The organism is Acuticoccus kalidii (assembly GCF_021556395.1).
GTDB lineage: Bacteria > Pseudomonadota > Alphaproteobacteria > Rhizobiales > Amorphaceae > Acuticoccus > Acuticoccus kalidii.
In genome coordinates this window covers 158,636-172,781 of the sequence record NZ_JAKGCS010000005.1, presented here as the reverse complement: position 1 = coordinate 172,781, position 14,146 = coordinate 158,636, and the positions used below count along the sequence as shown (strand labels likewise).

At 67.3% G+C, this 14,146-nt stretch carries 13 protein-coding genes; 7 read left to right on the top strand and 6 right to left on the bottom strand.

The genetic code is table 11. The features are described from left to right. Positions 1–11 precede the first annotated feature (11 nt). The 3 genes from L1787_RS01000 to L1787_RS00990 all read right to left on the bottom strand — a co-directional run bounded on the left by L1787_RS01000 (position 12) and on the right by L1787_RS00990 (position 2,649). Positions 12–1,004, bottom strand: coding sequence for an ABC transporter substrate-binding protein (locus tag L1787_RS01000; protein ID WP_235706607.1), 993 nt, complete (start codon positions 1,002–1,004; stop codon positions 12–14). Between the two features lie 62 nt (positions 1,005–1,066). Then, positions 1,067–1,831, bottom strand: a complete 765-nt coding sequence (locus L1787_RS00995; protein WP_235706606.1) for an ABC transporter permease — start codon at positions 1,829–1,831, stop codon at positions 1,067–1,069. Further along, the gene (locus L1787_RS00990; protein WP_235706605.1) at positions 1,828–2,649 is read right to left on the bottom strand and encodes an IclR family transcriptional regulator; all 822 of its coding nucleotides are present in this window, start codon (positions 2,647–2,649) and stop codon (positions 1,828–1,830) included. Before L1787_RS00990 ends, L1787_RS00995 begins: the two co-directional genes overlap by 4 nt. An 83-nt stretch (positions 2,650–2,732) precedes the next feature. Between L1787_RS00990 and L1787_RS00985 the strand changes: the two genes are divergently transcribed. From L1787_RS00985 to L1787_RS00970, 4 genes are all read left to right on the top strand, one after another. Further along, positions 2,733–3,422, top strand: a complete 690-nt coding sequence (locus L1787_RS00985) for a hypothetical protein (protein ID WP_235706604.1) — start codon at positions 2,733–2,735, stop codon at positions 3,420–3,422. A 147-nt stretch (positions 3,423–3,569) separates the two neighbouring features. Beyond that, a complete protein-coding gene (locus tag L1787_RS00980) occupies positions 3,570–4,316 on the top strand; it encodes a FadR/GntR family transcriptional regulator (protein ID WP_235706603.1) in 747 nt (248 codons plus the stop codon). A 68-nt stretch (positions 4,317–4,384) separates the two neighbouring features. Next, positions 4,385–5,290, top strand: a complete 906-nt coding sequence (gene kdgD / locus L1787_RS00975; protein ID WP_235706602.1) for a 5-dehydro-4-deoxyglucarate dehydratase — start codon at positions 4,385–4,387, stop codon at positions 5,288–5,290. 146 nt (positions 5,291–5,436) lie between these two features. Beyond that, positions 5,437–6,210, top strand: a complete 774-nt coding sequence (locus L1787_RS00970; RefSeq protein WP_235706601.1) for a DUF2189 domain-containing protein — start codon at positions 5,437–5,439, stop codon at positions 6,208–6,210. A 3-nt stretch (positions 6,211–6,213) separates the two neighbouring features. Here L1787_RS00970 and L1787_RS00965 read toward each other — a convergent pair whose 3' ends face one another. Genes L1787_RS00965 through L1787_RS00955 form a run of 3 tightly spaced genes read right to left on the bottom strand, consistent with a single transcriptional unit; the run spans position 6,214 to position 9,883 of the window. Further along, entirely contained in the window at positions 6,214–7,488 is a 1,275-nt protein-coding gene (locus tag L1787_RS00965; protein WP_235706600.1) for an aspartate aminotransferase family protein, read from the bottom strand. A 55-nt stretch (positions 7,489–7,543) separates the two neighbouring features. Next, positions 7,544–8,701 (bottom strand): acyl-CoA dehydrogenase family protein, encoded by a 1,158-nt coding sequence (locus tag L1787_RS00960; RefSeq protein WP_235706599.1) that lies wholly within the window; start codon positions 8,699–8,701, stop codon positions 7,544–7,546. Between the two features lie 3 nt (positions 8,702–8,704). Beyond that, on the bottom strand, positions 8,705–9,883 hold the full coding sequence (locus tag L1787_RS00955) for a CaiB/BaiF CoA transferase family protein (RefSeq protein ID WP_235706598.1): 1,179 nt from the start codon (positions 9,881–9,883) through the stop codon (positions 8,705–8,707). Between the two features lie 301 nt (positions 9,884–10,184). Here L1787_RS00955 and L1787_RS00950 point away from each other — a divergent pair, with 301 nt between their 5' ends. From L1787_RS00950 to L1787_RS00940, 3 genes are all read left to right on the top strand, one after another. Continuing rightward, positions 10,185–11,315: a zinc-dependent alcohol dehydrogenase family protein gene (locus L1787_RS00950; protein ID WP_235706597.1), complete on the top strand. Its 1,131-nt coding sequence runs from the start codon at positions 10,185–10,187 to the stop codon at positions 11,313–11,315. A 437-nt stretch (positions 11,316–11,752) separates the two neighbouring features. Continuing rightward, positions 11,753–13,207 carry a hypothetical protein gene (locus tag L1787_RS00945; protein WP_235706596.1) on the top strand — a complete coding sequence of 485 codons (1,455 nt, stop codon included), beginning with the start codon at positions 11,753–11,755 and terminating at the stop codon, positions 13,205–13,207. Positions 13,208–13,330: 123 nt separating this feature from the next. Beyond that, a complete protein-coding gene (locus L1787_RS00940; protein ID WP_235706595.1) occupies positions 13,331–14,122 on the top strand; it encodes an SDR family NAD(P)-dependent oxidoreductase in 792 nt (263 codons plus the stop codon). The last annotated feature ends 24 nt before the right edge of the window (positions 14,123–14,146 follow it).

The following is a 14,146-nucleotide window of genomic DNA, read 5'->3' as shown; positions in this document are numbered from 1 at the left end:
GGCCGGCCGGATCAGGGGCAGGTGATCGGCTCGGCCGGGAGGAGGTCGAGCGTGTAATAATCGGTCACCGGCCGATCGCTTGAAAAGCCCATGGCCGTCGTCATCACGTCGTAAATCTCGCTCCAGGTGTCGTCATCGGTGACGCCGATCGCATCGCCCGCGCCGCCGGGGCAGACCGACGCGAAGGAGTATTTCGCGCCCTGCAGCAGCGCGTCCTTGGTGTTCTCCGTCTCGGGGAACTCGGCGAGGAGCGCGTCGACCGCGGCCTCGGGATCCTCCATCGCGGCCTGCCACCCTTTCAGCGTGGCGCGGATGAAGCGCTCATAAAGGTCGGCATTCTGTTCGACCTTGTCGGAGCGGGCGATGAGGCTGAGGCTCACCACCGGAACGCCGTTGTTGTAGAAGTACATATTCTCGACATCGAGCCCCTCCGCCTCGAGCGGCACGACGGTGTTTTCCGGCGTCTCGGCGATCGCATCGATATCGCCCTTCGCGAGGAGGCCGAGGGCGGCGCTCTGCGTCGCGTTGACGATATCGACGTCGCTCTCGCTCATCCCGTTGGCGGCCAGGAAGGCGCCGAAGAGCGGCACCATCGCCGTGCCGGGCGCCACCGCGACCGATTTGCCCTTGAGGTCGGCGGGCGTCGAGATCCCGGAATCGGCGAGATACTGGACGCCGAACTGCCCGGACTTCCAGATCGTCGCGATCACCTCGATCGGCGCGCCCTGGGCGGCGACGTTGAGTGCGGCGCCGGCGTCGGCGAGGCCGATCTCGGTGCGCCCCGTCGCGACGAGCTGCGCCGCGACCGAGGAGCCGCGCCCCTCTTCGAGCGTCACGTCGAGATCTTCGTCGGCGTAAAAGCCCTTCGCCTTCGCCATCGCGAAACCGAGATGGGCCGAGTCCGCCGTCCAGTTCATCGTCAGCTTGACGGGATCGGCCGCCATCGCGGCGTGCGGCAACGCAAGCGCGCAGCCGGCGAGAATGGTCGTCACGAGCGATTTCATGGTCGTTTCCTCCGTGTTGTTTCGGCTGACCTTCTTCGGATCATGCCGCCTGTCGGTGCCGTTCAGCGTCGATCGCGCCGCCTCCATGGCAGGAGGGCCTGCTCGGCGAGGGTGACGCCGTAGCTGAGGACGACGCCCACCGTGGAGCCGACGACGAGGATCGCGAAAATGAAGGCCGTGTCGGTCGAATCCATCGCCCGCAGGACGAGATAACCGAGGCCATTATTGGAGTTCAGCCACTCCACCACGATCACCACCGTGACGGCGATGACGATGGTGATCTTGAGGCCGGAGAAGATCTGCGGCGCCGCCGACGGCAGCTCGATCGACACGAACGTGCGCCACCAGGAGCCGCCCATCGAGCGCGTCAGATAATAGAGCCGGGGATCGACCGACTTGAAGCCGGCCACCGCGTCGACGAGCACCGGGAAGAAGGTGACGAGGCCGGTCAGAAGCACGATCGGGAACGGACCGAAGCCGAACCACACGAGAAGCAGCGGGGCGAGCGTGATCTTCGGCAGGCCCTGGATGAAGATGATGATCGGATAGAGCAGCCTCTCGCAGGTTCGCGAGCGGGCGATCAGATAGCCGAGCGCGACCCCCGGCACCGCTCCCGCCACGAACCCGTAGAGGATCATCCGCGTGGTGATGAGGCCGTGATGGAGGAGCCGGTCATGCTCCTCCACGATGCGCATTAGGAAGACCGACGGCGCCGGCAGCATGAAGGACGGCACGTCCGCGAGCCGGACGACGAGCTCCCAGACCACCATCAACCCGGCGAACCACAAAAGCGGCTCCAGAATGCGGCGGGTGCGTGAAACGCTCATGCGACGCGGGCCTGTTGGCTGACGGCGCGGCCGGTGCGGCCATAGGCGCGGATGGGCCAGAGCGTCGCGAGTTCGGCCGCCGCGCTCTCCAAAGCGTCGGCGAGCGCGCGGTGCCGCTCCGGCGGAAAACGCGTCAGCGGACCCGCGACGCTGATCGTGCCGGCGACGGGCGAGGTCTGTCCCTCCCCCGCGCGGAACGGGATCGCGACCGCAGCCGTCCCCTCCTCCGCCTCCTCGATCGCGGTCGCATAGCGGTTGCGCCGCACCCGTTCGAGTTCGGCGAGGAGGCCGTCGAGATCGGCGATGCATCGCGGACCGAGCGGGCGCGATGTCGCAAAGCCGCGCGCGGTCAGGATGCGCCGCGCCTCCGCCTCGTCGAGCGTCGCCAGCCATGCCTTTCCGTTGGCGGTCGCATGCAACACGATTTCCTCGCCCATGTCGGGATCGTAGCGCAGGCCGACGGTCGCCCCCTGGGCCCGCGCCACCCAGACCAGGTCTTCCCCTTCGAGGATCGCGAGGCGGCAATATTCATGCGTCGTGGTGGCGAGACGGTCGAGCACGTCCTGCACGACATCGGGCAGCGAGCGGGCGTCGAGATTGCGAAAGCCGAGCGCGGCGAGACGGAGCGACAGGGCATATCCCTGGCTCGCCGGATCCTGGATGACCCAGCCGCGGGCGCTCATCGCCGCGAGCGTCCGATGCGTCGCGCTCATCGGCAGATCGACGCGCGCGGCAAGCGACGACAGCTCGACCGGCTCCGGTTCGCCGGCGAGCGCCTCGATCAATCTGAGACAACGATCGACAGCCGCTACGGTCATTCTTCGCCCTCCGCGAGGGGAGACTATAGCGAGCGGCAGGAAATTGGAATAGGTTTCCAAAAACACGGAAAGGGAGAAGGCGCGTGGCACTATTAGGACGCGGAGCCGTCGCGATCTGGCATGATATCGTCCCCGAGGGGCGCGACCAATTCTATGATTGGCACGGCAACGAGCACATGCTGGAGCGCGTCGAGATCCCCGGCTTCCATCGCGGCCGGCGCTATATCGCGATCGACGCCGACCTCGAATTCTTCAACCTGTACGAGGCCCAGTCGCTCGACGTCCTGAAGAGCCCCGCCTACCAGGACCGCCTCAACAATCCGACGCCGTGGACGGTCGATTCGGTGAAGCATTTTCGCGGCGTGAACCGTTCGCTGGTGAACGTCGCCCACACCACCGGCCGCACCGAAGGCGGGCTCTGCGCGACGCTCCGCTATGACGTCGCGGACGACGATGCCCCCGGACACCAAGCGCGCGCCTGGGCCCATCTCGAAGACATCGCCGCGCTGCCGGAGGTCGCGGGCGCGCACCTCCTCGTCGCCGATCGCGCGGCGAGCGCCATCGACACCGCCGAGCGTAAGGCGCGCGGCGAGGCGAACCGGATTCCAGCCTGGATCGCGATCGTCGAAGGCTGGGGGGACGCGGACCGATTTGCAAATCTCTGCCGCGCGCGCCTGTCCGCCGATGCCTTCGCCAGCCTCGGCGCCCAATCTGTGGATAATCTCGGGATCTACCAGCTTCAGATCACCGTCGCGGATGCTGCGGTTGCGTGAGCCGGGCGCCCATCCAAATAAACTTTGAGTTTATTCGTATGATAAGACGCACTTCACTGCGATGAATTGCACAATGACATCTCGATCATCCCCGTCTGGTCGGCTAAGCCTTCCAATGGTCGAATGTCACAGGGAGGGTCCGAAAGAATGTCGACGTGGGAAGAACCCGCAGCCCCGCAAAAAAAGTCACGCCGAAACTTGGTGATCGGCGTCATCAATTCGCTGCGGACCGACATTCTCGAAGGCCTCTACAAGCCGGGGGACCGCCTTCCCCCGGAAACCCGGCTCACCGAAAAGTTCAGCGTGAGCCGCACCGTCATCCGCGAGGCGATCGCCGGGTTGCGCGCCGACGGACTCGTGGAGCCGCGCCAAGGCGCCGGCGTCTTCGTCCTCGAGCCGCAGCCGGCCAACGGGCGGCCGTTCGAGATCGTCGATTTCGGCAAGATCTCCGCCATCATCGAGATGCTGGAATTGCGCGCAGCGGTCGAGACGGAAGCGGCCGCCATCGCGGCGGTGCGCCGCTCGCCGGCCCAGGAAGAGGCCATCATCGAGGCATGTGAGGAGATGCGGCGCCTCGTCGACAAGAGCACGAGCGCGGCCGAGGTCGATCTACGCTTTCACCTCGCCCTCGCCGACGCCACCAACAATCCCCGCTTTCGCGAGTTTCTCGAAGTGATGGGGCTGACGGCGATCCCGCGCTCGGTCATCCTCTCCCCGCCCCAGGCGAACACCGCGGAATATCTCGACATGATCTGCGAGGAACACCGCGAGGTCGCCGCCGCCGTCAGCCGGTCGGACCCCGAAGGCGCGCGCGAAGCGATGCGCCGCCACCTCAAGGGCAGCCAACAGCGCTACCGGGATCTCGCCAATGAGCGGGCCAAAGTCATCATATGAATTGTTGACAGTCGTCATGCATCTTGGCTAGCTGGCGTAAAATGAGGCACGGCGGAGGGAGACCGATGATGGACCCGCAACAACTGAAACACGCACTTGGGTCCGGCCTCTTGTCGTTCCCGGTCACGGCATTCGGCGCGGACGGGCAGTTCAGCCCGGAGCCCTACAAGGAGCACGTCTCCTGGCTGTCCGGCTTCGACGCTGCGACGCTGTTCGCCGCCGGCGGCACCGGCGAGATCTTCTCGCTCGCCCCGTCCGAGGTCGGCCCCATCGTCGCCGCCGCCAAGGATGCGGCGGGCGAAACCCCGATTGTCGGCGGCTGCGGCTATGGCACGGTGATGGCGATCGAGCTCGCCCAGTCGATCGAAAAGGCGGGCGGCGACGGCATCCTGCTGCTTCCCCACTATCTCATCGACGCGCCGCAGGAAGGCCTCTACCAGCACGTCAAAGCCGTCTGCGATTCGATCAGCATCGGCGTGATGGTCTACAATCGCGACAACTCGATCATCGAGGCCGACACGCTCGCCCGCCTTTGCGAGGCATGCCCCAACCTCGTCGGCTTCAAAGACGGGTCGGGCAATATCGGCCTCGTGCGCCAGATCACGGCGAAGATGGGCGACCGCCTCACCTATCTCGGCGGAATGCCGACGGCGGAGCTCTTCGCCGAGGCCTATCTCGGCGCGGGCTTCAGCACCTACTCCTCCGCCGTCTTCAACTTCGTCCCGCAGCTCGCGGTGGAGTTCTACACGGCGCTGCGCGGCGGCGACCGGGCGCGTTGCGAGGCGATCCTCAACGACTTCTTCTATCCCTTCATGGAGATCCGGAACCGGAAGAAGGGCTATGCGGTGAGCGCGATCAAGGCGGGCGTGCGCCTTCAGGGCTTCAATCCCGGCCCGGTCCGCGCTCCCCTCACCGACCTCACGGGCGAGGAAACCGAGATGCTCGCCGCCCTCATCGGCCCCTATAAGCGCTGAGACGTCGCCGGGCACCTGACCCGGCGCCCATCCTCGCGCCTCGCGCCTCGCGTCTGTGGGGCACGAGGCGCGGGCGCGGCCCGATCCCGTAGATCGGCGACGCAAAGTCGGCCAAGATCGCGAAAAACGACCGCGAGACGACGCCGATGACCCGCGAGACAGAAGCTGCCCCCATCCCGACCATCGCACGGATCGGCCCCGGTGATCTGGCACGCGCCCTTGCCGCCGGCGGGCGCGATTTCGTGCGCGCCCCGCTCTTCGGCCTGTTCTTCTCCGCCTTCTACGTGATCGCCGGGATAGGCCTCGTCCTCGCCGGCGCGGGCACGATCGAGTGGACGCTCGTCCTGTCGCTCGGCTTTCCGCTCGTCGCCCCCTTCGCCGCGGTCGGCCTCTACGAGGTGAGCCGCCGGCTCGAGACCGGCGAGCCGCGTGGCTGGCGCGACATTCTCGGCGTCGTCTGGCGCGAGCGGGGTCGGCAGACGCCGTGGATCGGCGCGATCCTCGTTCTCGTCTTCCTGTTCTGGAGCTTCTTTGCGCACATGTCGTTCGCGCTGTTTCTCGGCCACATGCCGATGACCAACATCTCGACATCGTGGGAGACGCTGATGACGACGAACGGCCTTTCGATGATCGCGTTTCAGATCCTCGTCGGGCTCGGCGTCACCTATCTCGTCTTTTCGCTGACGGTCGTCTCCCTCCCCCTCCTCCTCGACCGGGAGGTCGACTTCGTGACCGCGATGCTGACCTCGATGCGCACCGTCGCGCGCAATCAGGCGACGCTTCTCCTCTGGGCGGCGCTGATCGCGGTCCTTCTCTTCATCGCGATGTCGCCGCTCTTTCTCGGTCTCTTGCTCGCCCTTCCGGTGCTCGGCCACGCGACCTGGCACCTTTATCGGCGGCTAATCCTCTTCCCCGCCTGAGCCTCACGCTGCGGCGAGCGATCCGTACACCGCACGCCGCGCCGCGACCGCATCGCCGACCGCCTGGAGGAAGCCCGCGATCTCCGCCTCGCTGACGGGCAGCGACAGGGCGATGAGGCCACGCGCGGCGATGTGGTAGCCCGCCCGACCGAGATCGAACTGGAGGAGCCGGCGCAGCGCGATATCGCCCGCCGGATCGTCGCCGTGGATCGTCAGGATCGAGCCCATGCCGGTCGCGTGATAGGGCGCGTGCGCATCGGTGAAGACGCCATTGAGGCGGGCGCGCAGATCCTCCCCGCGGGCAAAGAGGGCATCCAGATTGTCGGCCGTGAGGTAGGTTTCGATGGCGGCAATGCCGGCGGCCATCGTCAGCGTGTTGTTGTTGAACGTGCCGGCATGGCCGAGCGCGCCGGAACGGCGTGGATCCATCGTCTCCATGATGGCACGGCGGCCGCCGAAACAGCCGAAGGCGAGGCCGCCGCCGAAGAACTTGCCGAGCGTCGTCATATCGGGCGTGACGCCGGTGCGCGCCTGGACGCCGCCATGGGCCATGCGCGCCGTCTGCACCTCGTCGAAGATCAGAACCGCGCCGTGCTCGCGCGTCAGCCGTCGCAGCGCTTCGAGCACATCCTGCCGCGCGGGATGACAGCCGCCCGCCCCCAGCATCGGCTCGACGAGAACGGCGGCAATGTCGTTCTCCGCGAACGCCGCCTCGGCGGCCTCGATGTCGTTGTACGGCAAAACGAGGAAGTCGAGCGGCGCATTCACCGGCGAGCCGCCGCCCGCGAAGGTGAGGACACCGCCATGATAGCCGCCATCGAACACGACGATCTTCGAGCGCCCCGTCGCCGCTTTCGCGACCATGAGCGCCATCAGGTTTGCTTCGGTGCCCGAGTTGGTGAACCGCAACAGATCGATCGAGGGGAAGCGCGCGGCGATCAGCTCGGCGAGGCGAACCTCGAGCGTGTTGTGGGACGACAGGTTGATCCCGTTCGCGTGCGCCTTGGCGACGGCCGCTGCAAGGACCGGCGAGGAATGCCCGAAGATCCCGGCCGTGAACTCACCCACGAGATCGACATAAATGTGCCCGTCGACATCGGTGATGCGGCACCCTTCGCCCGATGCGATCGTGAGCGGGAACGGCGCACTCCACAGAGACGTGCGCGTGTTCCCGCCGGGCATCACCTGCGCCGCGCGCTGGTGGCTCGCCTCGCTTTGCGGGTTGCGGGCGACGAAATCGCGCTCCGCCTCGGCGAGCGCTTCGGCAACCGACATCATGACATCCTCCCGCTCGGCCTATGGGTCTCCGCCGCCGGCGCGGCGGAGCACCATCTTAGAACGAACGCGGCAGGCCGAGAACGTGCTCCGCGACGTAGGAGAGGATGAAGTTCGTCGAGATCGGCGCGACCTGGTAGAGTTTCGTCTCGCGGAATTTGCGTTCGACGTCGTATTCCTCGGCAAAGCCGAAGCCGCCATGCGTCTGCAAGCACACGTTCGCCGCCTCCCAGGAGGCATCGGCCGCGAGGAGCTTCGCCATGTTCGCCTCGGCCCCGCAGGGAAGGTTCGCGTCGAACCGCTCGGCCGCATTGAAGCGCATCAGGTTCGCCGCCTCGACGTTGATATAGGCGCGCGCGATCGGGAACTGGACGCCCTGATTCTGGCCGATCGGCCGGTCGAACACCGTCCGCTCCCCGGCATAGGCGGATGCCTTGTCGACGAACCAATAGCCGTCGCCGATGCATTCGGCCGCGATCAGCGTCCGCTCGGCGTTGAGCCCGTCGAGGATATATTTGAAGCCGGAGCCTTCCTCGCCGATCAGATTTTCCGCCGGAATTTCGAGATTGTCGAAGAACAGCTCGTTCGTCTCGTGCCCGACCATGTTGCGGATCGGGTTGACGGTGAGGCCGTTGCCGATCGCCTGATGCAGGTCGACGAGGAAGATCGACAGCCCCTGCGACTTCTTCTTCACCTCCGACAGCGGCGTCGTGCGGGCGAGAAGGATCATCAGATCCGAATGCTGAATGCGCGAGATCCACACCTTCTGGCCGTTGACGACATAGCGGTCGCCCGTCTTCACCGCCATCGTCTTCAACTTGGTGGTGTCGGTGCCGGTGGTGGGCTCGGTCACGCCCATCGACTGAAGGCGCAGTTCACCGGAAGCGATTTTCGGCAGATAGTGCGCCTTCTGCGCGTCGGAGCCGTGCCGCAGCAGCGTGCCCATATTGTACATCTGGCCGTGACAATGGCCGGCATTGCCGCCCGCGCGGTTGATCTCCTCCATCACGATCGAGGCTTCGACGAGGCCGAGGCCGGAGCCGCCATAGGCCTCGGGGATCATCGCGGCGAGCCAGCCCGCCCGGGTCAACGCGTCGATGAACTCTTCCGGGTAGGTGTGTTCCGCGCCGTGCTTGCGGTGATACTCGGCCGGAAACTCGGCACAGAGCGCCCGCAGCGCGTCGCGCAGATCGGCATAGGGATCGTCGTTCGTCATCGGTCAGGCGTCTTTCTCGTTGTCGGTCAAAGCGGCGGCCTCCTCCTCCGAGAGGCCGAGCTCCGCCAGAATGCTCGCGGTGTGGGCGCCGAGGGCCGGAACCGGGTCGAGCCGGGGCGTCCAACCGGCTCCCGTCAGCGGCGCGAGGGCCGGGATCGTCCCGCCCGGCAGGCCGATCTCGTGCCAGCGGCCGCGCGCTTGCAGTTGAGGGTGAGCCCACAGCGCCGCCATGTCGTTGACGCTCGCGGTTCCGATCTTCGCCTCTTCGAGCCGGGCCATCGCCTCGGCCGTGCTGAGCGTCGAAAACACCGCGTGGATCGCCCCGTTCACCTCATCCTTGTGCGCGGCCCGGCCGGAATTTCCCTTGAAGCGCGGATCGTCGGCGAGCGCCTCTTGCTGCAAGACGATGCGGGCGAAGGCGGACCATTCCCGGTCATTCTGAAGGCCGAACAGGACGGCGCCGTCGGCGGTATCATAGGGGCCATAGGGGAAGATCGTCGCGTGGCCGGCGCCGGCGGGCGTCGGCGCCGCCTCGCCATCGCTCGCGAAATACATCGGAAAGCCCATCCACTCGGCCATCGCCTCGAGCATCGAGACCTCGATCTCGTCGCCCTCGCCGGTCTTGTGGCGGTTGAGGATCGCCGCGAGGATCGTGTTGTAGGCACTGACACCCGCCGCGATATCGGCGATCGAGATGCCGGCCTTGACCGGCTCGCCCGGCCAACCCGTCACCGACAGGAAGCCCGCTTCGGCCTGGATGAGGAGATCGTAAGCCTTTTTCGACCCGTACGGCCCGCTCTTTCCATAGCCTGAGATCGCACAGGTGATGAGGCGCGGATTGGCGGCCCGCAGCTCCGCCGCGCCGAGGCCGAGCCGCTCCGCCGCGCCCGGCGCGAGATTCTGGACGAAGACGTCCGCCTTCGCGAGAAGCCGCTTCAGGGCTGCGACGCCGTCCGGCCGCTTGAGATCGAGGGTGAGGCTCTCCTTGGACCGGTTCGTCCACACGAAATGGCTGGAGACGCCGCGCGCCCGCGAATCGTACTGCCGGGCGAAATCGCCGCCATCGGGCCGCTCCACCTTGATGACGCGCGCGCCCTGGTCGGCGAGGAGGCGGCTCGCGTACGGGGCGGCGATCGCCTGCTCCAGGCTGACCACGAGAAGGTCGTCGAGGGGGCGCATCATAGTAGTCCTGTCCTTCACGGCGTCATCCGCCGCTGAGGCCGGTCGGCGGCGTCGCTATGGGTGCCGAACGTCGCCGATGGATCGGGCCATCGGCTGGCGCGCGACATTAACGAGCCCGCCAGCGCGATGAAAGCGGCAAGCAATGCCTGGAATGAAAACCGGAATTTCTGTTTTCTCGGTTGCTGAGGGTTTGCGCCCCGCTCAGCGCCCGACCTTGAGGCGGCGCGACGCTTGGCGCTAACCTTGAAAGGACACCCAACGCGCCGCGACATTCGCTCGCGAACGCCGGGAAGGAACCATCATGAAGACCCGCGCCGCCATCCTCTCCGCCTTCCCGGCGCCGCGGCCCTACGCCGCCTCCCGCCCGCTCACGGTCGAAACCGTCGATCTCGACGATCCCGGCGAGGGCGAGGTGCTGGTGAAGATCGCCGCGGCGGGGCTTTGCCACTCCGATCTGTCCGTGATCAACGGCGACCGGCCGCGGCCGATGCCGATGGCGCTCGGCCATGAGGCGTCCGGCATCGTGGAGCGCGTCGGGCCGGGGGTCGGCGATCTCGTCCCCGGCGATCAGGTGGTGATGGTGTTCGTGCCCTCCTGCGGCACATGCGATTGTTGCGCCGAAGGCCGCCCGGCGCTGTGCGAGCCGGGCGCCGCGGCGAACACGGCCGGCACGCTCCTCGGCGGCGGCCACCGCATCCACCGCGACGGGGAGACGGTGTACCACCATGTCGGCGTTTCCGCCTTCGCCGAGCACGCGGTCGTCTCGCGCCGCTCGCTGGTGAAGATCGCCCCCGACTTTCCACTCGACATGGCGGCTCTCTTCGGCTGCGCGGTCCTCACCGGGATGGGCGCCGTCGTGAACACGGCCGCGATCCGCGCGGGCGAGACGGTCGCCGTGGTCGGGCTCGGCGGGGTCGGGCTGTCGGCTGTCCTGGGCGCACTCGCGGCCGGGGCGGCGGAGGTGATCGCCGTCGACGTCAATCCCGACAAGCTCGCCTTCGCCGAACGGCTCGGCGCGACCGCCGTCTACGATTCGCGGGAGGCCGACACCGCCGGCGCGATCCGCGAGGCGACCAGAGGCGGCGTCGACGCCGCGATCGAGACCGCCGGCGTGATGCCCGCCCTCTCCCTCGCCTTCGACATCACCCGACGCGGCGGGCAAACGGTGACGGCGAGCCTCGCCAATCCGGAGCACACCTTCGCGCTTCACCCGGTGCGCCTCGTGGGCGAGGAGCGGACCCTGCGCGGCTCCTATCTCGGCGGCGGCGTTCCGGCGCGCGATATCCGCCGCTACATGGACCTTTTCGAGCGCGGCCGCCTGCCGGTCGACAAGCTTCAGACGAGCGCGGGGCCACTCGACGACATCAACGCCGCCTTCGACGCCCTCGCCGACGGCAAGACGATCCGCCACGTTCTGCGGATGACGGGGTGAGGCCGGCGCGTCGATCATGGCCCCGATCGACCACGCGGAACGACCGCCGATGCCGCGCCCGCGGATCGCGCGCAAGCCTCATCGCACGCGCTCGACCTTACGAGTTGCAGCGCCTGCATGGCGGCGATGCGTTGTAGGTGGCATGACACTCATGGTACGCGGGCACTCAAGTTCACGGCGCGATAAAGGTTTGCCGCTCCGGTGACCGTGGGCCGAGCGCCGAAGGCAGCCGCTGCGCCGCGCGTCTCCGCGATGACGCACCTTCGCGCCATGTTCCGGCCGGTGGCGCGCGTCTTGCGTATCCCGGACCATCCCGCGTCGCCGCGAACGCGCGCGTTGGTGTGACGTCTGATTGCGAGCAACGCTCGCTCGATTGATTTCAACCGAGTGAACGCCGCTCGAACCGCTTTTGGCCCAGGGCTCCCGCGAGCCCCAACATGGCCCAGCCGGACGGCGCAACGCCCGGTGCCGGCCGGGAATGGACTTTGTCGATGCCGGCGATGCCCCTCGCCCCCAAGCCGTTCACCGGGATCATCCTCGCAACTGTCGCCCTTCTCGTCGTCATCGAAGAATGGGCCCCGTCGCCACCGCTCGAGGCCGCAACGGCGATCGGCGCGCTCGTCGTCACGATCCTCCTCTCCTTCGGCGCGAAGCGGCTGCAACTCTTCTTCGTCGTGATCGCGGCGGTCCTCACCGTCATCGCCGCCCTCGCAGGGCACGACTGGCTCGCGACCTCGGTGCGCGGGGCGATGATCGCGGCGTTCATCTCCGCCTTCTTCACCGCCCTCTCGACCTTGCGCAACGCGGCCGACACCTCGCCCGGCATTCAGGAATGCGGCCGCTATCTCGCCCAGCAGCCACCGGGGCGGCGCTATATCGCCCTCACGGTCGGCGGCTCGCTGTTCGCCCTCGTCCTCAATTATGGCTCGATCGCGCTTCTCGGCAGCCTCGCCATGTCGAGCGCCAATCACGAGAAGAACGAGGAGATCCGCGCGATCCGCATCCGCCGGATGCTGCTCGCGATCCAGCGCGGCTTCATCACGGCGCTCCCCTGGTCGCCCCTCTCCTTCGCGATCGCCGTGTCGACGACGCTGGTGCCGGACGCCACATGGGCGGGCGGGATCGTGCCGTGTTTCGTCAGCGGCGTCATCATTGGCGGGATCGGCTGGGCGATGGACACGATCTATAAGCCGAAGCTCAGCGGCCCCCGTCCCGTGCGCCAGCCGAGCGACGGGTCGATCCGGTCCGTCACCCCGCTCGTCCTCCTCCTCCTCATTCTCGGCACCGTCGTTGCCGCGCTCCACCTGTTGACCGGCCACCGTGTGGTGATCCTCGTGATCATGCTGGTGCCGATCGTGGCCGGCGGGTGGATTGCGTTGCAGGCACGCAAGTCGACGCCGATCGCCAATCTCGCGATCCGCGCCCGGCGCTATGTCGCCTACGATCTGCCGAGCTATCGCGGCGAGATCCTGCTCCTGATGATGGCCGGCTATATCGGGACGGTGGGCTCCCACCTTCTCGCGCCCCTCGTCGAGGCGAGCGGGATCGACCTTGCGACCCTGCCGCCGCAGGTGATCCTCGTCGCGCTCGTCTGGGCGATCCCGCTCGCGGGTCAGTTCGGGATGAATCCGATCCTCGCGGTCTCGCTGATGGCGCCCCTCCTCCCCTCCGCGACCGAGCTCGGCATCTCGCCGACGGCGATCCTCGTCGCGATCACCTCCGGCTGGGCGCTCGGCGGTGCCTCCTCGCCGTTCACCGCGACGACGCTTCTCGTCGGCTCCTTCGCCGGCAAGAGCGCGACTCATGTCGGTCTGCGCTGGAACGGCGCCTATACGCTGATCTGCGCCGTCGCCCTGTCGATCTGGGTGGCGATCTATTCTTTCATCGCATAGAGGAAGCAGCGCGCGGTCGCCCGCGATGGTGCCTTCAGCGGCGGCGGATCCGGCCTAAATGAGTTGCGGACGCTTCGCGTCCCAGCGAAACCGCGCCGCGCCAACCGCACCAAGGATATCGCCATGCAGATCGACCTCACCGGCCTCACCGCGATCGTCACAGGATCGACCGGGGGGATCGGATACGCCACCGCGCACGGGCTCGCCGCATCGGGCGCCTCCGTCGTCGTCAACGGTCGCACGCAAGGGGCCGTCGACAAGGCGGTCGCCACACTCGACGCCGCCGTCCACGACGCGAAAGTGACCGGCGTCGCCGCCGATCTCGGCACGCCGGAGGGCTGCGACACGCTCCTCGCCGCGGTGCCGCAGACCGACATCCTCGTCAACAATGTGGGCATTTTCGGCCCGCAGGATTTCTTCGACACGCCGGATTCGGAGTGGCAACGCTTCTTCGACGTCAACATCATGTCCGGCGTCCGCCTCGCACGTGCCTACGCGCCGGGCATGGTCGAGCGCAAATGGGGGCGCATCCTCTTCCTGGCGTCGGAGTCGGCGCTCAACATTCCGGCGGACATGATCCATTACGGGTTCACGAAGACCGCCGTGATGTCGATCGCGCGCGGGCTCGCCAAGCGCCTTGCCGGCACCGGGGTCAACGTCAATTCGATCCTTCCCGGCCCCACATTGTCGGAGGGCGTCGCCGAGATGCTGCGGGGCGACGCGGAGAAGACCGGCAAGACGATCGAGGAGGCCGGCGTCGATTTCGTCAAGTCGCATCGCCCGTCCTCGATCCTGCAGCGCATGGCGACGGTCGACGAGGTCGCCAACATGATCGTCTACGCCGCGTCCCGCGAGGCCTCCGCGACCACGGGTGCGGCGTTGCGCGTCGATGGCGGCGTCGTCGATACGATCTGATGCACGGCGTCGCGCCGCGCTCCC